This window comes from Allochromatium humboldtianum, assembly GCF_013385175.1.
GTDB classification, from domain to species: Bacteria; Pseudomonadota; Gammaproteobacteria; order Chromatiales; family Chromatiaceae; genus Thermochromatium; species Thermochromatium humboldtianum.
Genome location: NZ_JABZEO010000001.1, coordinates 435360 through 458760, shown reverse-complemented (window position 1 = coordinate 458760; position 23401 = coordinate 435360). Strand labels below are relative to the sequence as shown.

Genomic DNA, 23401 nt, shown 5'->3' with positions numbered 1-23401 from the left:
AGAGTGACGCCATGACTGCCCGCAAACTCCCCATCGGTCTCCAGACCTTCAGCGAGATCATCGAACAAGGCTATGCCTATGTCGACAAGACCGCGCATGCCTGGGCCATGGTCAGTCAGGGCAAGTCGTACTTTCTCTCGCGTCCGCGCCGCTTCGGCAAGAGCCTGTTTCTCGATACGCTCAAGGAACTGTTCGAAGGGAGCGAGGCGCTGTTTCGCGGGCTGTATATCCATGAGCACTGGGACTGGGGCCGGCGTCATCCGGTGATCCGGTTCGATTTCTCGGTCGGGGTGCTGCGCAATCGTGACGAACTCGACCAGCGCATCGACTGGCTGCTGCGCGACAATGCTCGGCGTCTGGGACTGATCGAGGCAGAGCGGGACACAGATATTGCCGGGCGCTTCGCCGGACTCATCCAGGGGGCACGGGCCGCCACCGGCCAATCGGTCGTCATCCTGGTCGACGAATACGACAAGCCGATCCTCGACAACATCACCGATCCGACCGGCGCGGGCGCTGAGATCCGCGAGGGCTTGAAAAACCTCTACTCGGTGATGAAGGGACATGACGCCGACATCCGCTTCGTCTTCATGACCGGCGTGACCAAGTTCAGCAAGGTCAGTCTGTTCTCAGGCCTGAACCAGCTCGAAGATCTCACCCTGGATGAGCGCTTCGCCACCCTGTGCGGCTATACCCAGTCCGATCTGGAAACCACCTTCGGCGAGCATCTGCACGGGGTCGACTGGGCGCGGCTCAAGCAGTGGTACAACGGCTACAGCTTTCTGGGCGAGCCGGTCTACAACCCCTTCGATATCCTGCTCTTCATCGCCAAAGGCCGGCGATTCCGCCCCTATTGGTTCGAGACCGGCAACCCGAGCTTTCTCATCGAGTTGCTGCGCGCACGGCGTACCTTTCTGCCGAGTCTGGAAACGATCGAGGCCAGCGAGGAGATCCTCGACTCGTTCGACATCGAACGCATCGATCCGGTGACACTGTTGTTCCAGACCGGCTATCTGACCATCGACAGTACGCGCGACAGCTTCGGACAGTGGTTGTTCGCACTGCGCGTGCCGAATCAGGAAGTGCGTCAGGCACTGGCCAATCATCTGGTCGATGCCTACACCGCGCGACTGCCCAGCGAGCGACTGCCCTGGCAGCAGGCACTCTACGACTGTCTGCGCCAAGGTCATGTCGATGAGTTGATCGCGGCGATCCAGCGGCTGTTCGCCGGTATTCCCTGGCGCAATTTCACGGGCAATGATCTGTCGCAGAGCGAGGGCTACTATGCCAGCCTGCTCTATGCCTTCTTCGCCAGCCTCAACGCCGAGATCATCCCCGAAGACATCTCCAACCAGGGTCAGGTCGATCTGACCGTCAAGCTGGAGGGCTACATCTATGTCATCGAGATCAAGGTTCAGCGTGGTTCCGGGCCGACGAGTGCTCCGGGTTCCGACGACGCCGGCCAGACCGATCCCGAGACCCGAGCCAAACAGAAACGTCGCCGGCCCGGAAAGACCGACACGGAGCAGGCCGCGGAACCCGCCAACCCCGCCCTGGCCCAGATCCGCGCCCGCGACTACAGCGCCAAGTATCGCGGTCTGCCCAACAAGGGGCTGTTCGAGCTGGGGCTCGTCTTCGACAGTCAGGCGCGCAATCTCGCGCAGGCCGACTGGCGGGCGGTGTGATCCCGGTTCATCCCATCACTCCCAGCGAAACATCCAGGTCGCCAGACTCAGGAAAGCGATCGCCAGCGCCAGCAACACCCCGATCTCCGGCAAGACCTCCACCACACCAGCTCCATCGATCATCACCGCGCGCGCCGCCGCAACCAGATGCGTCAGTGGCAACGCCTGCGAGACCCCTTGCGCCAACGCGCTGGTGCCCTCCATCGAGAACAACACCCCGGACAGCAGCAGCATCGGCCAGGACATCAGATTGAGCAGTCCGTCGGCCAGTTCCTCGGTGCGCAGACGCGCGGCGATGATCAGGCCCAGACTGATCAGACACAGCGACCCGGCGACATAGACCAGCGCCAGCGCCACATAGGAACCGCGCATCGGCACGTCCAGCAGCCAAGTGGTGCCCAGATAGACGATCAGACTCGCCCCCAGCACCACCAGCAGCCGCGAGAGCACCTGCGCGGTCAGGAACTCCCAGGGACTCAGCGGCGTGGCCTTGAGCCGGCGCAGCACGCCGTTCTTGCGATAGCGCACGATCACCCAGCCCACGCCCCACAGGCTGGAGAACATGATGTTCATCGCCAGCACGCCCGGCAGCACCCAGTCGACATAGCGCAGAGCCGCGCCGCTCAGGGTCTGGCGTTCGGGTTCGTTAGACGCGCTCACGCCTGAGCCGCTGTCGGCGTTAATTTGTACTTCGGCTACCGGCTCGCGCCCCTCTGAACCCGATGCGGATGACTCGACCGCCAGCAACAGCCGCTCGGCCAGATAGCCATTGGCCGAGTCGCCATTGACCCAGTAGCGTGGCACCGCTGCGCTCGGATCGAGCAACAGATCCAGTTGGTGGCGCTCGACCTTGACGATGGCCGCCGCCAGATCCGCCACGGGCACGGGGACGAAGGTCACATGCTCCAAGTCGAGCATCGGCGACTCGACGCCGTTCAGCGTCCCGCTCGGCGTCAGCACACCGATCTTGAGCAGATCGGACTGCTCGTCCTGGAAGATGAAGGCAAAGGCCAGCACCATCAGCATCGGCATCAGGAGGTTCCAGCCCAAACCGGAGCGATCACGGTAGAACTCCCGGTTGCGCGCGACCAGGATGGCGCGGATGCGTGTCCACATGGGTCAAGTCCTGAGAGTGTGTCCGGTGAGCTTGAGGAAGAGGTCTTCCAGATTGGGCATGGCCACGCGCAGGGCGCTCAGATCGACGCCGATGCGCTCCAGCTCGTCGAGCCGGGGTGCGACCTCCTCGGTCGGCAGTTCGATCTCGCCGTTGCGCACCAGGGCCTCGGTCGGCAGCGGCACACCGGCCGGCCAGGCCGAATCCGGCAGCCGGATCAGACGCGCCGGGAACTGGTCGCGAATCAGCGCCTCCGGGCGTCCCTCGACCAGAATGCGCCCCTGATCGACGATGGCGATCCGGTCGCACAGGCGTTCGGCCTCTTCCATATAGTGGGTCGTGATCAGAACCGTGGTCCCACGCCGGCGCACTTGCTCGATCAGCCCCCAGAAATTGCGCCGCGACTGCGGATCGAGTCCGGTGGTCGGCTCGTCGAGGAACACCAGTTCGGGATCATTGACCAGAGCGATGGCCAGCAGCAGCCGCTGACGCTGGCCGCCGGAGAGCTTGCGGGTATCGCGGTCGAGGATGTCGCCCAGATGACAGAGCCGGATGAGCTCGTCGCGATCGACGTGGCGTCGATAGAGACTGGCGAACATGGCCAGCGACTCGGCGACGGTCTGGAAGTCCTGGAGCGCTGTGGCCTGGAACTGGATGCCGATCGATTCGCGGTCGTCGCGTCCCAGCGGTCGCCCCTTGAACAGCACCTGTCCCGAGGTTGGGGTCTGGATGCCTTCGAGCATTTCGAGCGTGGTCGTCTTGCCCGCGCCGTTCGGCCCCAGCAGCCCGAAGCACTCGCCGGGCGCAACCTGGAAGCTGAGACCATCGACCGCGCGCACGCCGCCGGGATAGAGACGGACCAGATTGCGGGCTTCGATCAGAGCGGTCATGGGTTGGATTCCTTGGTGTTCGGCTTGCGCTCCGGCTCAGCCTGACACAGTCGTTTCGCGGTCATCGGGGCGTCGTCAGTGGCCGAAGCAACGGGTTGGAAAGACGATCGTATGCACTGTAAGGGATAGAGCCGCGTAAATGAAATACCCAAGACGTTGAGTTCATTCAGCTGCGAAGCGTCAGGATGCGATAGACCTCGGCCAGTGAGGCGTCATCACCGACATTGCCCGGAAAGATGACCACCGGCAACTCGGGCAGGCGCGGATGATCGGCGGGACAGCGCACCACCGGGCAGCCGGGCAGGATCTGGCCGAGTACGCGCGCCGTGCGCAGTGCGAGACCCTGGCTGAGGGTGTCGTTCGAGGTGATGCCGCCCTTGCTGATCAGGAAACCGGTCTCGCGCGGCAGATGTCGGACGATCCGCACCAGAAAGCTAGAGACCCGCTCACCAAAGGCCAGACGCTCGGCCGAGGTCGGAAACCGGCGCTCGCCGCGGCTGGTATAGAGCACCAGATTACGGTTCTGGTGCTGGGCCGTCTCCAGACGGTCGATGATCGTATCGAACAGCCCTGCCTCGTCCTGAACCAGATGCTCCAGATCAATCTCGACCGGCGCCACGTCGGTCGTCTCGATCAGGGTCTGCAACTGCCGGCTCGACTTGGCCACATGCGAGCCGACCAGCACCACGCCGGGACGTCCACCGCGCACATAGGCCGACATCGACTGCGCCGCGACCGGCTGTGGCGGCAGGGCGGCAAAGGCGGTCAGGAGACTGGCCGCGCTGCGAAACAGAAAACGCTTGCCCTCCCCCACCGCCGCGAGCACCTGACGCGCGAAGCCGTCGAGATCGGCTTGACGCTCGGCATCGACTACACAGCAGCGGTTCCCGCTCAGGCTCAGCAGACGCGCGCCGATCTCGCCCCGCACATCGTCCAGGCCGAAGCGCTCGACCTCTCCGGCCTGGAGGCGCCCGCCAGTCTTCTCCTCCACATAGTCGGGCAGAAAGGCATGCGTGAAACCGAAGACCGAGTCGCGCGCGAATTCGGTCTCGTTGACTGGTACCGGCCGACCGTCGACCAGCAGATAATGCACTCCATCGCGCGTGATCCGTCCGCCCTCGAAGAAAGCCGGCACCAGGAAATGCGCATCAAAGGGGCCAAGCTCCTCGGCGATGACATCGGTCTCGACCGGATAGTGACCGCGCAGCGTCGAATCCGAACGGCTGACGATCAATGGCTGGATCGGCTGCCCATCCCCCGCGAGCCGATCGAGCGCCGCGCGCAGATTGACGCAGATCTCGCGCGTCACGGCCGCAGCCTGCGCGGCATCCAGACCGCGCGTGTTGCTCAGCACGAAGAACAGCGGTGACTCATCGTTCAGCGCCTCGACGAGTGTCTCCACATGCCAGCGCGTCAGCAGCAGACAGGAATGCACCGTCTGACAGCCGGTCGGGTCGTCGTCGATAGCGATGATCTTGGTCTTGGTGGAAGCGTTCATCAGCGGCTCCGCGAAAAGTTCTCAGGCACAAGGCTCGGGGTGCGGCTGTCGGGGGGTGTCGGCCGCATGGATGCGGCCGTCAAGCCTACAGGGATGTATTCACGGCGTCCCCCCGGCAGCCGTACCCCGAGCCGCCACGCCCCAACCTAAGCCGCCCGATCCAGACGCGCGCCCTCGGAATCCAGCAACTCCAGCGCGCGCTGCTCCAGACTCTCGGGCGAGATACCGTTGTAGGCCATGATCTCGGCCGGGCTGGCGGTGGTCTCGCCGCGCTGCCAGCCGATCAGATCGCGTCCAGCCGCCCGCGAGCGCAGCAGCACCGGCTCCAGAGCCACGGTTCCGCCGCCGCTCACCCCAATCAAAGCATCCCCCGTAAAGAGCGCCTCGAACTCCGCATCCGACATGAACCGTCCATCCGGCTGCGCACTCTGCGACCAGGCGACATCGCGCTCGCGATAGAGCCGGCGCGGGTTGACCACAGCGACGATGCGCACCCGATAGCCCGCCGCCTCCAGCCGATCCTTGGCGGCGAACACCGGCTGGAACACCATGTCGCCCGTCACGGCGAAGACCACAGTCCCGCGTGCCCCATGCGCCGATTCATACAGACAGATCGCCCCGCGCTCGATCGCCTCACGCGCCTGATCGAGCGTGGTATGCACCGGCAACGCCGACTTGGAAGCCACGATGCTGATGCACTTGTTGGACTGCTCGACCGCCCAGGCATAGGCAGCCTGGATCATGTTGGCGTCGGTCGGATAGAGCAGATAGACATTGCCGTTGCGCACCTGACCGCCGATGTAGTTCTCGATCTCGGGACGCTGATGGGTCCAGCCGTTGCGGCCCTGCTCCAGCGCGCCGGCGGTGAACATCGACACCATCGCCGGCGTCCTGCGCCGCAGTTCAGCCATCGCCTGACCCACGGTCTGCACGATCGGCCAGCCGTTGATGGCGAAGCTCTCGTAGGACAGCCACAGCGAACGTCCGCCGAAGAGCGCGATCCCGGCCGCGAGTCCGGCGCAGGCGTCCTCGTTCAGCGGCTCATAGACCTGACCGCTCGGCGACTGGTTGTAGAGCGGATCAGCGGTCGGATGGCGGATCTTGAGCGCGTCGTTGATCGCCTTCATGGCCGAGGCTTCGTTGCCGTCGGCGTTGGTGACGACGAACAGCGGATCGCGTCGACCCAGTTCGGCCACCAGGGTCGCTAGGGCACTCGCCGGAACCGCCTGCTCGCCGCGCTCGAACTCATGCAGCGGGAGTCTGCCGATCTCGGGCAGTTGGCGCTCGAACTCCGTGACCACGGTCCGCGCGGCCGGTCCGCCACCGGCGCGGCTCATGTTGGTCCGGGTCAGCGCCCAGATCTCGGGCGCCAGGGCGCCGTGCTCCAGTGCAGCGGCGATGTTGGGCTTCTCAGCCGTGTCGCCCGGATAGAGGTTGTGCGACTTGGCGCCGCTGGCGTGCACGCCGGCCCCTTTGAGCTGCTTGAAGATCACCGCCGTCAGCGTCCCACTGAGCGCCGACTCGGCGGCGGCGCGCATCCCTTCGAGCACCGCGCGCGAGAAGGCCAGCCGTGCCTCGCGACCGAAGAGCGTGCTGTCGACATAGGCCCCCTCCTGCCCCGCGTCGTCGAAGTCCTTGGCGTCGATCAGGATCACGCGCTCGAAGTCGTGCGCGCGCCAATAGGCGATCATGGCGTCGTTGTCCATCCGCGACACCATCGAATGATGCTCCTGGCTGTAGCCGTTCCAGACCAGCACCGGCAGGAAGTTGGTCACATCCGGGTAGGCGGTGTGGAAGTGCTTCATGGCCGAGAGGATGTAGGGCTCGCCGAGACCGCCATCACCGATGGTGCAGGGAAAGAGCCGGTCGCGATTGAGATAGGCCCCGGCCATGGCGAAATGCTGGCCCTGACCGAGCGGACCAGCCGGTGCCAGCAGTCCCGGAATCGCGCCTGAGAGATGTCCCAGCAGCCCGTCGCGCTCGCGGAAGCGCGCCTGAAGCTCGGTCATGGTGTGGATGCCCATAGATTCCAGCGAGCCATCGAGGAACATGGCGCTGTAGAAACCGGGCGCGTGATGACCGACCTCGGTGACGATGTTGGTATGACCCAGCATCACCAACGCCGCATAGGCATCGGCCGAGCTGGCGAAACCGCCCGGATGACCTGACTGCTTGGAAGCACAGAGCTGGAGCGTCAGATAGCGCAGGGCATCGGCCGTCCACTGGGTCTGTTGTACGGCGGCAGCGTCGATCGCACCGATGGCCGATTGACCCTCACCGATCGCGGGCGTCTGGCCAAGGCGCGCGAAGTCGACCGGCAGTGCACCGAAATGCAGGATGCCGTCGCGGAAATCGGCCTTGGCGGTGCTGTGACTGATCGGAGTGGCGGCTTGGGTCATGGGTCTCTTCCTCTCGGTTGGTATCGGTTTAGCGCGTGGCTTTTGGCGTTGGAGAGACTGTAGAGACGGCATTGATTTTTCGCAATAGAGGATAGATTTCACTATGCGAAAATCGATCAATTCATCAACGGAGCCGTCGCCATGACCCCAAACACCCCATCTCAACCCGCCGACACTTCGGAAGACAGCGCGCGCACCCCAGGCATCCAGGTCATCGACCGCGCCGCCGCCCTGCTCGACGCCATCGCCCGCTATCCCGAGCCGGTCAGTCTCAAGATCCTGGCCGCCGAGACTGGACTGAACGTCTCGACCGCCCATCGCATCCTCGCGTCCCTGATCCAGAACCAGTTCGTCGAGAAGGACGCGGCCAGTCACTACCGGCTCGGTCGACGTCTGTTGCAACTCGGCGTGCGGCTGCACGGCAACATCGACGTGCGCGCCCTCGCCCGCCCGGTCATGGAGTCGTTGCGCGACCGTTTCGGCGAGACCATCAATCTCACCATCCGTGAGGGTGATTCTGTGGTCTATATCGAGAAGGCCACGCCGAACCGCATGATCCACGTCCAGCAGCTCATCGGCTCGCGCGCGCCCCTGCATGTAACGGCCGTCGGCAAGCTGATGCTGGGCGCCAGCGGTGAGGACGCCATCCGCGCCTATGCCCAGCGCACCAACCTGCCGGCCTACACCCGCAATACCTTGACGGCCCTGCCCGACCTGATCGCGGCCTGTCGGGAATCGCTCGCGCGCGGCTATGCGCTCGACGACGAGGAGGCCGAGATCGATGTCGGGTGCATCGGGGTCTTGATCCGCGACGGGACGGGCAATGTCAGCGCCGGGCTGTCGGTGTCGGCGCCGATCGTGCGTCGGCGGCTGGAGTGGATCGAGGCGTTGATCGAGGCGGGTCGGAGTCTCTCGGCGCAGCTCGGCTATCGCGCCGATGGCGAGTGATTCGCGCTGGATCGGGACAATACCTGAGAACTGCGCATTGTCATTGGCTGGTCGGGTCTGGAGGGTGAGAATGCGCCGCCATGAACAGACCCTACACACTCCTTTTTGTCATCCTACTGTTGTCACCACTGGCCGGCTGCGGACAGTCCGGTTCCAGCTCGAACACCGCCATGGCGCCCGATGGTCCGGGCATGGCCCTGATCGAGTCCGCCGAACAGGGCGACCTGAGCACCGTCGAGCAACTCCTGGCCCGCAATCGCCAGCCCAATGTGCGCGACAGCTGCGACTGGACGCCGCTCATGAAGGCCGCGCTCAACGGCCATGCCACCATCGTCGAGCGTCTGCTCCAGGCCGGCGCCCAGGTCGACGCCATGGACTCGGGCGGCTATACGGCCATGATGCTCGCCGCCTCGAACAACCATGCCGCCATCGTGAAAACGCTGCTCGAACGCGGCGCCATGGTCGACCATCAGGAATCGACCATGGGCTGGACGGCCCTGATCTGGGCCGCCAAGCAAGGTCATGTCGCCAGCGTCAAGGCTCTGCTCGAACACCAAGCCGACCAGACCCTCAAGGACTTCGACGGCAAGACCGCGGCCGACTGGGCACGCGAAGGCGGACACGACGAGATCCTGGGCCTGCTGCACTGAAGCGATCGGGCCAGCCCACGCAACCGCTTGGGCTGGAGCGCGGGCGCGATTATGCTTGGCCTCATGCCGAGCCTCACCAAAAAACTGACCGAGTACGGATTCGAGTCCAACGACGACTACGAATTCCAGGTCCGCTGTCTGCTCGAAACCCCGACCTCAGGGATCCGCGCCCTGAACATCGAGGGCGACGGCGAGCGGCGCAAGACCGCCTTTGCCAATGCCCTCGCCCGCGCGCTCGACTTCCCGCAGATCCTCTATCACGACTTCACCGACGCCCATCCGCCGTTGCCGGACGTGATCCTGCCGCCGAGCCAGGACGAACTCGGGCGCGAGGAACCGCCGATCGAGCCGTTCGACCGTATCGTCAGTGAAGCCTGCGCCCAGAGCGAGGGCGACCCGACCGTGCTGATCCTCGACCAGCTCCAGGCCGCCGACTTCCGCGAGCACATCCGTCTCCACCGTCTGATCAAGGACGGGTTCTGGGAGGTGCGCGGCGGCTCCTATTTCGCCAATCCCAACCGGCTCTTGATCGTCCTGATCTCGGAAGAACCGCTCTATCACGCCCTGCGTCAGGAGAGCTTCCGACTCTGGATCGGTCGCCAGTCCGAACGCCAACTGGTTTATCATCCGGCGGACTTCGGTCTGGGGCCGGATGCGCAGCCCGTCTTCGATGCCCTGACCCAGTTGTTCGAGTCGCTCGGGGCCGCGCCGACACGCCGTGAATTCACGCGCCTGCTCGACGATCTCAGACTCCATGTACGCACCCTCGAGCATCTGCGCCTGAGTCTCTATGGACGTCTGGAAGTGATCGAGCGGGAGGCGTTGAGCGATCCACGCCTCCGGCCGGCCCAGAACCGAATCCTGGAGGCCGCCCAAGGCTGGCTCGTCACCGAGCACATCGAACTGTCGGGCGATCGATCAGACCCAGATCCGAACCAAGAACAGAGCTGACCGAACCGAACCGCGAACCGATTCCACCACACGGAGATCCCGCCATCATGAGTCGTAAGCAGCGTATCGAGACCCGGATCCAAGAGACCCTCGCGCCCCTGTATCTGGACGTGGTCGATGAGAGCTATATGCACGCCGTCCCGCCGGACTCCGAATCCCACTTCAAGCTCCTGGTCGTGAGCGAGACTTTCGAGGATGTCGCGTTGATCGAACGCCATCGCCGGCTCAACGAACTGCTCGCCGACGAGTTCAGCCAGGGTCTGCATGCGCTGACCATGCACACTTGGACGCCGGAGGAATGGCAGGCCAAGGGCGGCGCGCCCGACTCCCCGCCCTGCCAGGGTGGCGGCAGGGGCGCCGGCGTCTGAATCCGAGCGCGTGCCCTCAGTCCGGTCGCGGGGTCGACGGCGCCAGACCGATCTGTGCGATCCGCGCCAGAAAGACCGCCGGTTCCAGGGCCGGCGCGCACAGATAGCCCTGGAACTCATGACATCCGGCATCCAGCAGGAACTGACGCTGGATGTCGGTCTCGACCCCCTCGGCGATCACCCGCAGCTTGAGCACGCCGGCCAGACCGATCACGGCCGTGGCGATGGCGGTATCGCTCTCGTCGTGTGGGATGTCGCGCACGAAGGACTGGTCGATCTTGAGTTTGTGGATCGGAAAGCGCTTCAGATAGGCCAGACTGGAATAGCCGGTGCCGAAATCGTCGATCGACAACCGCACGCCCAATGCCACCAGGTCTTCGAGCCGGCGCAGGGTCTCCTCGACGTTGTGGATGAGGATGGATTCGGTCAGTTCCAGCTCCAGCCGCCCCGGCGGCAGCCCTGTCTCCTCCAGGCACTGCGCCAGTGAGTCGATGAAATTGGCCTGCTGGAACTGCGTCGCCGAGACGTTCACCGATAGCGCCAGCTCGATGCCCTGAGCATGCCAGCGCGCCCCCTGCTGGATCGCCTCGCGCAACACCCAGGCGCCGAGCGCGACGATGAAGCCGGTCTCCTCGGCGATCGGGATGAAGCGCCCCGGCGAGAGTTGGCCCAGATTGGGATCCGTCCAGCGCACCAGGGCCTCGGCCCCGATCACCAGGCCGCTCTGCAGATCGATCTGCGGCTGATAGGCAAGCCGGAAACAGCCCTGCTGCAACGCCTCGCGCATGGCGTGATCGAGCTGCACCCGTTCGAGCAGATCGACGTTCATCTGGCGCTGATAGAAACAGCAATCGCCCCGACCGTGCTCCTTGACGTGATACATGGCGCTGTCGGCGTTCTTGATCAGGTCGTCGAGCGTCTCGCCGTCCTCCGGGTAGAGCGCGATGCCGATACTGCACGAGAGCGAGAACTTCAGCCCGTCGAGCTCGAAGGGCTGGTCCATGGTCTCCAGCAACCGGCGCGCGACCAGCTCGGCCTCGCGGGCCTCGACCCGATGCAGCAGCAGCACGAACTCGTCGCCCCCCAGACGGGCGATAGTGTCGACATGACGCAGACACTGCTGGATGCGCCGCGCCACCTCGATCAGCACCCGGTCGCCGAAGACGTGCCCCAGGGAATCGTTGATGTGCTTGAAGCGGTCGATGTCGATGAAGAGCACGGCGAAGCGCGTGTCCTCGCGCCGGGCCAGCTCGATGCTGAACTCCAGCCGCTCGGTGAGCCGGAGCCGGTTCGGCAACCCGGTCAGGGCGTCGTTGAAGGCCAGTTGCTCGATACGCCGGCGCGCCTCCACCGTCTCGGACAGATCCTTGACGAAGCCGACATAGTGAACGGGCTGCCCCGCGTCATCCGGCACCCGCATCAGCGAGACCAGACAGGGGATGGTCGAACCATTGGCATGACGCTGCTCGATCTCGCCCTGCCAGTGACCGCAACGGTCGAGCGCCGCCTGGATGTCCGGGTCGAGCGTCTCGTCGGACCAGAGCCGCAGCGAGGCATCGAGCCGCTGACCGATCAGCTCGGCGCCGGGGCGACCGGTCATACTCTCAACCGCCGGATTGACGGCCACGATCCCGAACTCGGGGTCGGTGACGAAGATGGCGTCCAGACTGGCCTCGAACACGCGCGCCGCGAGCTTCAGCCCCTGTTCGTCCTGCAGGCGCTGGGTGATGTCGCGAAACGAGTAGACGCGCCCGATGGGACGCCCACGCGCGTACTGCGGCAGGGTCACGCGCTCCAGCACCCGCCCCCGGCGCAGGGTCAGCAGATCCGAGGCCTCCAGCAGGGGATTCTCGGCGATGGCCTGGAGACGCACGGCATAGCTCTCGGCATCCAGCACCTCGCGCGCCATCCAGTCATGGATTCCGGCATCGTTGCGCTCGGTCAGCAGTGCCGCCGGCAGACTCCACAGCTCGGCGAAGCGCTGATTGAAGCTGCGGATCGCGCCATCGAGATCCATGACCAGGATGCCGTCGGCGCTCGACTCCAGGGTCGCGCGCAGTTCGGCGACCAGTTTCTCGAGTTCGTTCTCGACCGCGCGCCGCTCGCTCTGATTGGAGAAACAGGCCAGATAGAGGCACCGGCCATCCGGGCAGGACACCCGCCCGACGCGCCTCAGGACCGTCACCAGGGTGCCGTCCGGGCGACACAGCAGCGTCTCGGAGAGCAGGGCATCGCCGCGTCCGGCGGCCACGTCCTCCCAGAAGAACAGATCCTCGGGCGTGCAGGCCAGTTCGCTCACGGGCCGACCGACCAGGGAGGCACGATCCTGACCGAGCAATTCCTCGGCCGCCCGGTTGACGGCCAGCAGACGCTGATCACCGGCATCGACCAGCCACACCGCTTCGATCAGCTCGTCGATGAGGGCTTGTGCAAGGTCGAGATCGGTGGTCAAGTCGTCATCCTCGGCACCCTGGCCAGTGGTGGACTTGCAAGACATCCCGGGTCATGACGACTTGGGACGATCCATGGATTCGCGCGCACGCTCGAAAAAATAGCAGATCCGCTGACGCGGCAGCAGATAATCGAAGACCGCGCGCGGCAGTTGCAGCGGTTTCAGGCTCTGACGGATGCCCAATTTCTCTTCGTGTTCGAGATCGACCAGGAGCGCCTCGTCGCGCGGAACCCTGGGGTCATGGACGATCACCCGCGGCTTGAGCGGACGCGCGGCGTTCACCGAGACCACCAGCGCATGACGCCCGTCGCTGAGCACCACCACCGAACCGGGCGGATAGACGCCCATCATGCGGATGAAGACGGCCAGGATGTCGGCGTCGAACTTGTCGCGTGACTGAGCGAACATCAGCGACAGCGCCTGATGCGGCGTGATGGCCGCCACCGGATTGGATGGATTGCACAGCATGTCGTAATGATTGACCAGGGTCACGATGCGCGACAGATAGGTCAGCTGCTCGCCGCGCAGCCGTCCCGGAAAACCGCTCCCGTCCACGTATTCGTGATGCTGGCCGATGATCGCGCCGATCTCGGCGTCCAGTCCCATGCGCGCGGCCAGCTCGACGCCATGCTCGACATGGCGCTGAAACAGCTTGCGTTCGGCGGCGCTGACCACGGCGTCACGCCAGCGCAGACGCTCGGGCAACGCGACCTTGCCGATGTCGTGCAGCAGGGCGCCGAGCGCGAGCTGGTCGAGCGCCGCGGCGTCCAGACCGAGACGCTGCCCGAGCAGCAGCGCGATGACGGAGACATTGATCGCATGCAGCGAGGTCTGTTCGCCGGCCTGCTCCGACAGCAGACGAATACAGGACTCACCCTGATCGAGCAGTCCCCGGACCAGACCATCGGCCATGGCCCGCGCCCGCTCGTGCGCCAGTTCGGGCTGGGCGGAGGCGAGCTTGAGGATGTCGCGAAAGGCGCGCGTGGCATCGGCGAACTCGCGCTCACAGCGGGCCAGACTGGCCTGCTGGTCCAACAGGAGCCGGCGTTGCTGCTCAACCGGCGTGGGAGGGGCGGCCGGTGTTTCGAGCCTGACCACCGGATCGGCGGACGCGGGCGGATCGCTGAGTTCGGGCGACCAGCGCAACCGCTTCAGGCCGAGTCTGCGAATGGTCTCGATCTGGCTCTCGGAGTCGATCTTGAAGTTGTTGAGCGCGAACGGATGGCCCATCCAGCCGAGATCCAGATAGATGTACAGACCGACACGCAGCTCGTCGACATCGATGAAGCGAGCCTGGATATCGCTCATGTCCGCCTCTCCGTGAGACTGGTCGGGTGGGCAGGCGCTCAAGGTCTCGGCTCGCGCACACCGCGCTCCAAGCGGTCGCGGGCGAGTCTGGCCTCGGTGCTGTTCGGATAGTCGCGGATCACGCGCTCCAGGGTCGCTCGGGCCTGTTCGATGGCGTTTTGTTCATACTGAATGAAGCCGATCTTGAGCAGCGCGCCCGGCACCTTGGCGCTGGTCGGACTGAGCTGGACCAGCCGGTCGTATTCGGCCAGGGCGGCCGGATACTCGCGCAGCACATAGTAGGTCTCGCCAAGCCAGTAGCGGGCGTTTTCGGTGTATTCGCCCTGCGGATAGCGGCGCAGCAGCTCATTGAAGGCGGTCTTGGCCTCCTGGTACTGGCGCTCCTTGAGATGCTCGAAGGCCTGGCTGTAGAGGTCGCGCTCACTGGCCCCCTGGGTCTCGGGCGCGGGCAGGGACGGAATCCCAGTGGTCCCAGGACTCGCGGGCACGGGCGGCGTCACGGGATTGCCGGATGGATTCGCGATGGGCGGTGCGTCCAGTCCCGTACCGCTCGCATCCACGACGCCGGGCGGGAGTGTCGACTCCGCCGTCCCGCCGCCATCCGGCCCGGATGCGCGTCCGGTGCCGGCGAGCCGCGCGTCGAGATCGAGGAACTGATCGCGCTGCTGGCGCTGGAGGCGTTCGATGTCGAACCGCTGCTGCTCGACCATGCCGCGCAGTTCCTGCACCTCGCTCTGCAGACGCTGCATCTGGAGCAGCAGCTCCGAGCCGCTCTGGTTCTCCAGGATGCGTTCGAGACGCCCGATGCGCCCTTCGAGTTCAGGATCGGCGGCGGCAAGGCCGGGCGGGATCAGGCCCCCAAGGACCAGCATGAGCGCAAATGACGGGAATCGAACGGACGGCGGCATGGTTCTCACCTCAGTATTGGATGATCACGCGACGGTTCAGGCGCCAGGAGGCCTCGCTATGCCCCGGATCGGCCGGACGCTCCTCGCCATAGCTCAGGGTCGCGAGCTGCTTGGCCGGCACGCCCTCGGCGAGCATGAAGCGGCGCACCGACTCGGCGCGCTGGTCGCCCAGGGCCAGATTGTACTCGCGCGTGCCGCGCTCGTCGGTGTGTCCTTCCAGCGTGACGCGCGTGCCGGGTTGGCTGCCGAGATAGCGCGCATGGGTGCGGATCACATCGAGATATTGCGGCTTGATCTCGGCGTTGTCGTAATCGAAATAGATGGTGCGCTCATAGAGCGGACTGGACGGATCTTCCCAGGGGCCGGCATAGGTCGGGCGGGTGGATTCCAGGGGCGCCGTGGTCGCGGCGCTTCCGACGGTCGTCGTCGGCGTCGGCATGGAGGCGGACATGTCGCTCGGCGCGGGCCTGGAGGCGCAACCGGCGAGTCCGGCGCCGGACAGGATCAGGAATAGCGCGGCCAGATGCGTGGTGCGGGATTCAGTCATTTCGTGGAATCTCCCGGTGAATGGATGGCCTATCTTGCCGAAAGCGCTCGCCGGGCGGCAACACGGGCTCAGCGTCGGCTTCAGCGCCTCAGCGGCGACCAGGCCGGTTCGCGCACCTGCCCCGAGTCCTGCGTGAGACGCTGACTGCCGCCGCCCTCGACCGAGGCGGTCGCCAGCACGCCGCGATGGCCGTGGATGGTGGCGTAGATAACCATGGCGCCGTTGGGCGCGAAACTCGGCGATTCGTCCAGATCGCCGCGGCTGAGCAGGCGCGTCACGCCGCGCGCCAGATCGAGCTGGCCGATGCGAAAGGCGCCGTTGACGCGCGTGACCATGACGATCGAGCGCCCGTCCGGGGCGTAGGACGCCCGTCCATTGTAGTCGCCCTCAACGCTGATGCGCTCGGCGGGACCGCCTGCGGCCGCCATGCGATAGATCTGCGGACTGCCGCCCCGATCCGAGGTGAAGATGATCGACTGTCCGTCGGGCGACCAGGACGGTTCGGTGTCGATCGCGTAGTGATCGGTGAGCCGGGTGAGCTCGCGGCTGAGCAGATTGAGGCTGTAGATGTCGGGATTGCCGTCCTTGGAGAGCGTCATCGCCAGGCGCGAGCCGTCGGGCGAGAAGGCCGGCGAGCCGTTGATGCCCGGATGACTGGCGACCAGTTCGCGTCGGCCCGAGCTGAGTTCCTGGATATAGATGGCCGCGCGCTTGTTCTCGAACGAGACATAGGCGAGGCGCTGGCCGTCCGGCGACCAAGCGGGCGACATCAGGGGTTCGGCCGAGGAGACGATGGTCTGCGGATTGTAGCCGTCGGCATCGGCCACGCGCAGGGTCACGGTCAGATCCGCGCCGCTGCCGGTGGAGGTGATATAGGCGATGCGGGTCGCGGCCACGCCCGGCTGGCCGGTGAGTTTTTCGTGGATTTCGTCGGCGATGCGGTGTGCGGTCTGGCGCATCCCGGACTTGGTGCTGACCAGGCTCGTGCTGGCCAGTTCGGTGCCGCGAAAGACGTCGAAGAGCGTGAAGCTGACCCGGTAGCCCGTAGGGTCCGGCTCGACCCGGCCGATGACCAGATTGTTCATGCCGAGCAGGCTCCAGTCGCGGAAGTCGACCTCCTCGCGCGTGCTGGGCATGTCGAGCATGTCGCGGGTCGGCATCGGCTTGAAACGCCCGGTGCGGGCCAGATCGGCGCCGATGATGGCGGCCATGTCGACCGGCGGGATCAGGCCATCGGCGGTGCCGAAGGGGACGATGGCGATGGGCTGGGCCGACTCGATGCCGCCGGTGATCTCGATGTTGAGTCGGGGAGCGGCCAGCGCCTGTCCCAGGCCGACGAGGATCAGGACGACGACGAACAACGAACGCGGTAGGCAGGAGTATCGAGTCATGTGGCGTGATCCCTCAGCTCAAGGGGAAAAGGTGAAGTCGAACTCGCGGAAACGCTCGAACGGCGGACCCGAGGGTACCGGCAGTGGTGAGGCATTGTACACGGCAGCGACCACGGATTGATCAAAGGCCGTGTGACCGCTGCTGCGCACGACGCGCACGCTGTTGGGCACCACCTCGCCGCCGGGGATCAGACGCACAGAGACCACAGTCACCAGATCCAGTCCGGCCGACGGCGGGCGCACCCAGAATTGACGCACGCGATCGCGGATGGCCGGCACATAGCGATCGGCCTCGCGTGCGATCTGCTCGAAGGCGAGCCGCGAGGCCAGATCCTCTTCACGCGCGCGCTGGGCTTCCGCCGCAGCGGCACGCTGCGCGTCCTCGGCGGCTTGCTCACGCGCCAACTGCTCGCGGCGCTGCTGCTCGATCTCATCGGCCAGACGGCGCTCTTCCTCCTGGGCCAGTCGTTCCGCCTCCTCGGCGAGTTGCTGTCGACGCTCGCGTTCCAGTTCCGCTTCCAACCGAGCCGCTTCTTCGGCAGCCAGTCGCTCGGCTTCCTGGCGCAGACGTTCGCGTTCGGCCTCCATGCGCCGCGCCTCCTGCTCGGCACGCTCACGCGCCTCTCGGGCCAGACGCTCCTCTTCCGCCCGTTGGCGTTCGAGTTCGGCCTGACGACGCGCTTCGAGCTCCAGAGCTTCACGCCGCGCCGCTTTCTCAGCGGCGAGACGTTGGGCCTCCAGTTCAGCCTGACGCTGGGCTTCGAGTTCCAGGGCTTCGCGCCGGGCCGCTTCCTCGGCCTCACGTCGAGCAGCCTCCTGTGCCTCGCGCTGAGCGGCCAGTTCAGCCGCGCGACGGGCTTCTTCCTCGGCGGCGAGGCGCTGGGCTTCCAATTCGGCCGGATCTGGCTCAGGTGGTTGCAGCTCAGGTCGGGTGGGACGTTCGGCCTCAGTGGAATCGGATGCGGGCAGCTCGGGTTCGGGCAGATCCGGAACCGGCATCTCGATCCCCGTGTCCGCCTCCGGCATCGAACCCTCCGCAGATCCGGCCGCTCCAGTCTCCAGATCCGATACCAGCGCCTCCAGCGCCCGATCCGAGACCAGATTCGCCTGCACCACGCGCGCCTTGGAGCCAATGTCCGGCGCGGGTTTCAGGACATCGATCCCGACGAAGAACAGCAGCGCAAAGAACAGATGCAGTCCGAGCGACCAGTAGAAGGCGCGCGGATTGACGCGCAGGATCTCCCACATGGTCAGGGCTCGCGGCGCTCCGGCGGCACGGTGATCAGTCCGACCTCGGGCGCGCCCGCCTTCTGGGCGATGGCCATGGCGCGCACCACGCGGCCATAGTCGACGCTGTTGTCGCCGCGCACCAGGATCGGGGTGTCGGGCTGATAGTCGAGCACCACCCGCAGCCGGTCATAGAGGATCTGGTCGCTCGCCGGCTGATTTTTCTCGGCGCCGATGTCGATGTAATAGTCCCCGAACTGATCGACCGTGATGACGACCGACTCGGTGGCCGGCCCGGTGATGGCGCCGGTCTTGACCTGGGGCAGACTGACCTTGACCCCGCTGGTGATGAGCGGCGCCGTCACCATGAAGATGACCAGCAGCACCAGCATCACGTCGATATAGGGCACGACGTTGATCTCGGCCATGAGACGACGGCGGGTGCGGCGGCGGCTGTGCTTGACCATGCGTCGAAGCCCCCTGCCCCGCTCAGCCGCGCCCCTGGCGCTGGAGCAGGGTCGCGAATTCCTCGATGAACTCTTCGTAGCGGTTGTTGAGCCGCTCGACCTGATTGGAGTAGCGGTTGTAGGCGATGACGGCCGGAATGGCGGCGAAGAGTCCGATGGCCGTGGCGACCAGCGCCTCCGAGATACCGGGCGCGACCAGAGCCAAGGTCGCCTGCTCGACGTTACCGAGCGCATGGAAGGACTGCATGATGCCCCAGACGGTGCCGAACAGCCCGATGTAGGGACTGGTCGAGCCGACGGTGGCCAGGAAGGCCAGATTGGTTTCGAGACGATCCATCTCGCGGCTCAGGGCCACACGCATCGAGCGCTCGGCCCCTTGCAGCACGGCCGGCATGTCGGTGTCCTCGACCTTGCGCAGCCGCACGAACTCCTTGAAGCCGGCGCGAAAGATCACCGCCAGCCCCTGACCGCCCTTCTCGTCCTGACTCAGCTCCTTGTAGAGCGCCCCCAGATCGCCGCCGGACCAGAAACGCTCCTCGAAGCGATCGGCCAGCTTGCGCGCACGCCCGAGGACACGGGTGCGGTCCAGAATCATGGTCCAGGAGATGACCGAGGCGACCACCAGCACCAGCAGCACCAGTTGCACCACCAGGCTGGCATCGAGGATCAGAGCGAAGAGGGACAGATCGGATGTCATGGGATTTTTTTACTCAGATCGCCGCTGCCAGCCGGTCCGGCAGACGGCGCGGACGCATGGTCGCCGCATCGAGGCACACTACCTTGACCGACCCGCGACAGCAGACGGCCTGATCGGCGACACGCAGGATGTCCTGCTCGAAGGCCAGACTGGCGCCGCCCTTGTGGCTGAGACTGGAGCGCACCGTCAGCAGATCATTGAAACGCGCCGGGGTCAGATATTTGAGATCGACCGCTGTGACCGCGAAGACGACGCCCTGTTCCGCGCGCAGCCGGTCCTGCTCGAAGCCGAGCGCGCGCAGCCATTCGGTGCGGCCACGCTCCATGAAGCGCAGATAGTTGGCATAGAAGACGATGCCGGCGGCATCCGTGTCTTCGTAATAGACGCGCACCGGCCAGTCGAAACCGGCTGAAGCGCTATGAGTCTGTGTCGACATGCTGGACGTTCCTTGCGACACGAATCCGGACTCCGGCCCCGCGACCGTGCGCGGGAGCCGGGAACGACCCGAAGGATCGGGATCAGTTGCGGGTCTTGTCGACCAGCTTCTTCTCGCGGATCCAGGGCATCATCTCGCGCAGACGCTCGCCGACTTCCTCGATCTGGTGCTCGGCGCCGAGACGACGCATGGCCTTCATCGAAGCCGCGCCCGCCTGATTCTCCAGCATGAACTCCTTGGCGAACTGGCCGGTCTGGATCTCGGTCAGGATGCGCTTCATCTCAGCCTTGGTCTCGCTGGTGATGACGCGCGGACCACGGGTCAGGTCGCCGTACTCGGCGGTGTTGGAGATCGAGTAGCGCATGTTGGCGATGCCGCCCTCGTAGATGAGGTCGACGATCAGCTTCACTTCGTGCAGACACTCGAAGTAGGCCATCTCGGGCGCGTAGCCGGCCTCGACCAAGGTCTCGAAACCGGCCTGGATCAGCGAGGTCAGACCGCCGCACAGCACCACCTGCTCACCGAACAGGTCGGTCTCGCACTCCTCGCGGAAGGTGGTCTCGATGATGCCGGCACGACCGCCGCCGTTGGCCGAGGCATAAGCCATGGCGATGTCGCGCGCCTGGCCGCTGGCGTCCTGGTAGACCGCGATCAGCGAGGGCACGCCGCCGCCCTGGGTGTAGGTCGAGCGCACCAGGTGGCCCGGACCCTTGGGGGCGATCATGATGACGTCCAGATCCTCACGCGGGGTGATCTGGCCGAAGTGGACGTTGAAGCCGTGAGCGAAGGCCAGCGCCGCGCCCTGCTTGATGTTCGGCTCGATCTGCTCGCGATAGAGCGCGCCCTGATGCTCGTCGGGGGCCAGGATCATGACCACGTCGGCGTCGGCCACGGCTTCTGCAATCGGCTTGACGGTCAGACCGGCATTGGTGGCCTTGGCCGCCGAGGCCGAACCCGGACGCAGCGCCACGGTGACGGAGACGCCGGAGTCCTTGAGGTTGTTGGCGTGGGCATGGCCCTGCGAGCCATAGCCGACGATGGTCACTTTCTTCCCTTGGATCAGCGAAAGGTCGGCGTCTTTGTCGTAATACACGTTGATGGTCATGCGATGAATCCTAGTCTTGGATGGATCGGGTTCGAAAATCGGTTCGAAACGCGGTTTAGAGGGTCAAGCCCTTGGCGCCACGGGCGATGCCGGTGGGACCGGAGCGGACGACCTCGATGATCAGTCCCTCGGGCAGCGCATCGATGAAGGCGTCGAGTTTGCGCGAGGCGCCGGTCAGTTCGATGACATAGCTCACGTCGGTGACGTCGATGATCTTGGCGCGGAAGATGTCCACCAGCCGCTTGAGTTCTTCGCGGTCGGGACGCTCGGCGCGCACCTTGACCATCATCATTTCGCGCTCGATGTGGTCGCCCTCGGAGAGGTCGACGAGCTTGACGGTGTCGATGAGCTTGTTCAACTGCTTCTTGATCTGCTCGACGATCTCGTCGTTGCCGGTCGTCACCAGCGTCATGCGCGAGAGCGTGGGGTCGTCGGTGGGGGCGACCGTGAGCGATTCGATATTGTAGCCACGGGCCGAGAACAGTCCGGCGACGCGCGAGAGCGCTCCGGCCTCGTTCTCCAGCAGCACGGCGATGATGTGTCTCATATCCGGGTTCCTACAAATCAGGCCAGTTCGCGGTCGGAGTGGCTCGGCGAGAGCTGCATCTCGTGATGGCCCTTGCCGGCGGCGATCATGGGATAGACGTTCTCGGTCGGGTCGACGATCACATCGAGGAAGACGAAACGGTCGCGCATGGCGAAAGCCTCGCGCATGGCGTCTTCCAGGTGCTCGGGCCGTTCGACCCGCATCCCGACATGGCCGAAGCTCTCGGCGAGCTTGACGAAATCGGGCAGCGCGTCGACATAGGAATGCGAGTAGCGGCTCTCGTAGAACAGCTCCTGCCACTGGCGCACCATGCCCATGTAGCCGTTGTTGAGCAGCACCACCTTGATCGGCAGCCGGTATTGCTGGCAGGTCGCCAGCTCCTGGATGCACATCAGGATACTGGCATCGCCCGAGATACAGGCCACCTGCGCCTCGGGATGGGCCAGTTGGGCGCCGATCGCCGCCGGCAGACCATAGCCCATGGTGCCGAGTCCGCCCGAGTTGATCCAGCGCCGTGGCTTGTCGAACGGGTAGAACTGGGCGGCGAACATCTGGTGCTGGCCGACGTCGGAAGCCAGATAGAGTTCGCCGTTCGTGACCTTGTAGAGCGTCTCGACGGCGAACTGCGGCTTGATGGCCTCGGGGTTGGCCGGATACTTCAGGCAATTGAGCGCACGCCATTCGCCGATCTTGGCCCACCAGTCGTCGAGCGCGTTGGCGGGCGACTTGGGCTGCTGCTCGCGGTAGAGCCTGAGCATGTCGGCGAGCACGCTCGCGACCTGACCGACGATCGGCACGTCGACCTTGACGTTCTTGGCGATCGAGGACGGGTCGACGTCGATGTGGATGATCCGGGCGTGCGGACAGAAATGCTCGATCTTGCCGGTGACGCGGTCGTCGAAGCGCGCGCCGATGGCGATCAGCACGTCGGTCTCGTGCATCGCCATGTTGGCTTCATAGGTGCCGTGCATCCCCAACATGCCGAGGAACTGCGGGTCGGTCATGGGGAAGGCGCCCAGGCCCATCAGGGTGCTGGTGATCGGGAAGCCGGTCGCCTTCACCAGCTCGGTCAGTTGCGCCGAGCCGTCGCCGAGCACCACGCCGCCGCCGGTATAGAACACCGGGCGCTTGGCTGCGAGCATCAGATCGACGGCCTTGCGGATCTGGCCCAGATGGCCCTTCTCCACCGGATTGTAGGAGCGCAGCTTGATCTCGCGCGGGTAGACGTAGGGGATCCGGATGTTGGGGTCGGTGACGTCCTTGGGGATGTCGACCACCACCGGCCCCGGACGACCCGTGGTCGCGATATGGAACGCCTTGCGGATGGTCAGGGCCAGATCGCGCACGTCCTTGACCAGGAAGTTGTGCTTGACGCACGGACGGGTGATGCCGACCGTGTCGACCTCCTGGAAGGCATCGCTGCCGATGAAGGGTGTGGGCACCTGTCCGGTCAGCACCACCATCGGGATCGAGTCCATGTAGGCGGTGGCGATGCCGGTGACGGCATTGGTCGCGCCCGGCCCCGAGGTGACGAGGCAGACGCCGCAATGGCCGGTGGCGCGCGCATAGCCGTCGGCCGCGTGCGCGGCCGCCTGCTCGTGACGCACCAGGATGTGCTTGAGCGAGCCCTGTTTGAACAGAGCATCGTAGATATGCAGTACCGCCCCGCCGGGGTAGCCGAAGACCAGCTCGACGCCTTCGTCGACCAGCGCCTGGATGACGATCTCCGCCCCGCTCAGTTCCGGCGAGGCTCCGTCCGGTTGTGCATCAGTCAGTGACACCTTGAGCGACCTCCGCTTCGGCCCGCTCGCCG

21 protein-coding genes are annotated in these 23401 nt (G+C 65.4%); 5 read left to right on the top strand and 16 right to left on the bottom strand.

The features are described 5' to 3' along the window. The first annotated feature begins 11 nt into the window (after positions 1-11). On the top strand, positions 12-1685 hold the full coding sequence (locus HW932_RS02180) for an ATP-binding protein (RefSeq protein WP_176974852.1): 1674 nt from the start codon (positions 12-14) through the stop codon (positions 1683-1685). A gap of 15 nt (positions 1686-1700) precedes the next feature. On the opposite strand, the gene HW932_RS02175 is transcribed toward HW932_RS02180, so the two are convergent. The 4 genes from HW932_RS02175 to HW932_RS02160 form a co-directional block, all read right to left on the bottom strand. After that, complete coding sequence (locus HW932_RS02175; RefSeq protein WP_176974851.1) at positions 1701-2801, bottom strand: ABC transporter permease; 1101 nt, start codon at positions 2799-2801, stop codon at positions 1701-1703. A gap of 3 nt (positions 2802-2804) precedes the next feature. Continuing rightward, the gene (locus HW932_RS02170; protein WP_176974850.1) at positions 2805-3689 is read right to left on the bottom strand and encodes an ABC transporter ATP-binding protein; all 885 of its coding nucleotides are present in this window, start codon (positions 3687-3689) and stop codon (positions 2805-2807) included. A gap of 166 nt (positions 3690-3855) precedes the next feature. After that, the gene (locus HW932_RS02165; protein WP_176974849.1) at positions 3856-5187 is read right to left on the bottom strand and encodes a four-carbon acid sugar kinase family protein; all 1332 of its coding nucleotides are present in this window, start codon (positions 5185-5187) and stop codon (positions 3856-3858) included. Positions 5188-5333: 146 nt separating this feature from the next. Next, a complete protein-coding gene (locus HW932_RS02160; protein ID WP_176974848.1) occupies positions 5334-7586 on the bottom strand; it encodes a phosphoketolase family protein in 2253 nt (750 codons plus the stop codon). A gap of 141 nt (positions 7587-7727) precedes the next feature. Between HW932_RS02160 and HW932_RS02155 the strand changes: the two genes are divergently transcribed. The 4 genes from HW932_RS02155 (at position 7728) to HW932_RS02140 (ending at position 10503) form a co-directional block, all read left to right on the top strand. Continuing rightward, positions 7728-8534, top strand: a complete 807-nt coding sequence (locus tag HW932_RS02155; RefSeq protein ID WP_222932188.1) for an IclR family transcriptional regulator — start codon at positions 7728-7730, stop codon at positions 8532-8534. 80 nt (positions 8535-8614) lie between these two features. Further along, entirely contained in the window at positions 8615-9184 is a 570-nt protein-coding gene (locus HW932_RS02150; protein ID WP_176974847.1) for an ankyrin repeat domain-containing protein, read from the top strand. A 63-nt stretch (positions 9185-9247) separates the two neighbouring features. Further along, the gene (locus HW932_RS02145; protein WP_176974846.1) at positions 9248-10135 is read left to right on the top strand and encodes a hypothetical protein; all 888 of its coding nucleotides are present in this window, start codon (positions 9248-9250) and stop codon (positions 10133-10135) included. A 47-nt stretch (positions 10136-10182) separates the two neighbouring features. Further along, on the top strand, positions 10183-10503 hold the full coding sequence (locus tag HW932_RS02140; protein WP_176974845.1) for a BolA family protein: 321 nt from the start codon (positions 10183-10185) through the stop codon (positions 10501-10503). A 16-nt stretch (positions 10504-10519) separates the two neighbouring features. Here the strand turns inward: HW932_RS02140 and HW932_RS02135 are convergent, their stop codons facing one another. From HW932_RS02135 to ilvB, 12 genes are all read right to left on the bottom strand, one after another. After that, positions 10520-12955, bottom strand: a complete 2436-nt coding sequence (locus HW932_RS02135; RefSeq protein ID WP_176974844.1) for a sensor domain-containing protein — start codon at positions 12953-12955, stop codon at positions 10520-10522. 51 nt (positions 12956-13006) lie between these two features. Then, complete coding sequence (locus HW932_RS02130) at positions 13007-14263, bottom strand: HD-GYP domain-containing protein (protein ID WP_176974843.1); 1257 nt, start codon at positions 14261-14263, stop codon at positions 13007-13009. Positions 14264-14301: 38 nt separating this feature from the next. After that, positions 14302-15171: a tol-pal system protein YbgF gene (gene ybgF / locus HW932_RS02125; protein ID WP_176974842.1), complete on the bottom strand. Its 870-nt coding sequence runs from the start codon at positions 15169-15171 to the stop codon at positions 14302-14304. A gap of 10 nt (positions 15172-15181) precedes the next feature. Further along, positions 15182-15718 carry a peptidoglycan-associated lipoprotein Pal gene (gene pal, locus HW932_RS02120; RefSeq protein WP_176974841.1) on the bottom strand — a complete coding sequence of 179 codons (537 nt, stop codon included), beginning with the start codon at positions 15716-15718 and terminating at the stop codon, positions 15182-15184. 80 nt (positions 15719-15798) lie between these two features. Then, positions 15799-17109, bottom strand: coding sequence for a Tol-Pal system beta propeller repeat protein TolB (tolB, locus tag HW932_RS02115; RefSeq protein ID WP_176974840.1), 1311 nt, complete (start codon positions 17107-17109; stop codon positions 15799-15801). An 18-nt stretch (positions 17110-17127) separates the two neighbouring features. Then, on the bottom strand, positions 17128-18357 hold the full coding sequence (tolA, locus tag HW932_RS02110; RefSeq protein WP_176974839.1) for a cell envelope integrity protein TolA: 1230 nt from the start codon (positions 18355-18357) through the stop codon (positions 17128-17130). Positions 18358-18359: 2 nt separating this feature from the next. Then, the gene (gene tolR, locus HW932_RS02105; protein WP_176974838.1) at positions 18360-18803 is read right to left on the bottom strand and encodes a protein TolR; all 444 of its coding nucleotides are present in this window, start codon (positions 18801-18803) and stop codon (positions 18360-18362) included. A gap of 22 nt (positions 18804-18825) precedes the next feature. Further along, the gene (gene tolQ / locus HW932_RS02100) at positions 18826-19500 is read right to left on the bottom strand and encodes a protein TolQ (protein ID WP_176974837.1); all 675 of its coding nucleotides are present in this window, start codon (positions 19498-19500) and stop codon (positions 18826-18828) included. A 13-nt stretch (positions 19501-19513) separates the two neighbouring features. After that, a complete protein-coding gene (gene ybgC / locus HW932_RS02095) occupies positions 19514-19936 on the bottom strand; it encodes a tol-pal system-associated acyl-CoA thioesterase (protein ID WP_176974836.1) in 423 nt (140 codons plus the stop codon). 82 nt (positions 19937-20018) lie between these two features. Further along, positions 20019-21035, bottom strand: coding sequence for a ketol-acid reductoisomerase (gene ilvC / locus HW932_RS02090; protein WP_176974923.1), 1017 nt, complete (start codon positions 21033-21035; stop codon positions 20019-20021). 61 nt (positions 21036-21096) lie between these two features. Beyond that, positions 21097-21588 (bottom strand): acetolactate synthase small subunit, encoded by a 492-nt coding sequence (ilvN, locus tag HW932_RS02085; RefSeq protein ID WP_012970168.1) that lies wholly within the window; start codon positions 21586-21588, stop codon positions 21097-21099. 17 nt (positions 21589-21605) lie between these two features. Further along, a complete protein-coding gene (gene ilvB, locus HW932_RS02080) occupies positions 21606-23369 on the bottom strand; it encodes a biosynthetic-type acetolactate synthase large subunit (protein ID WP_176974835.1) in 1764 nt (587 codons plus the stop codon). Positions 23370-23401 lie beyond the last annotated feature (32 nt).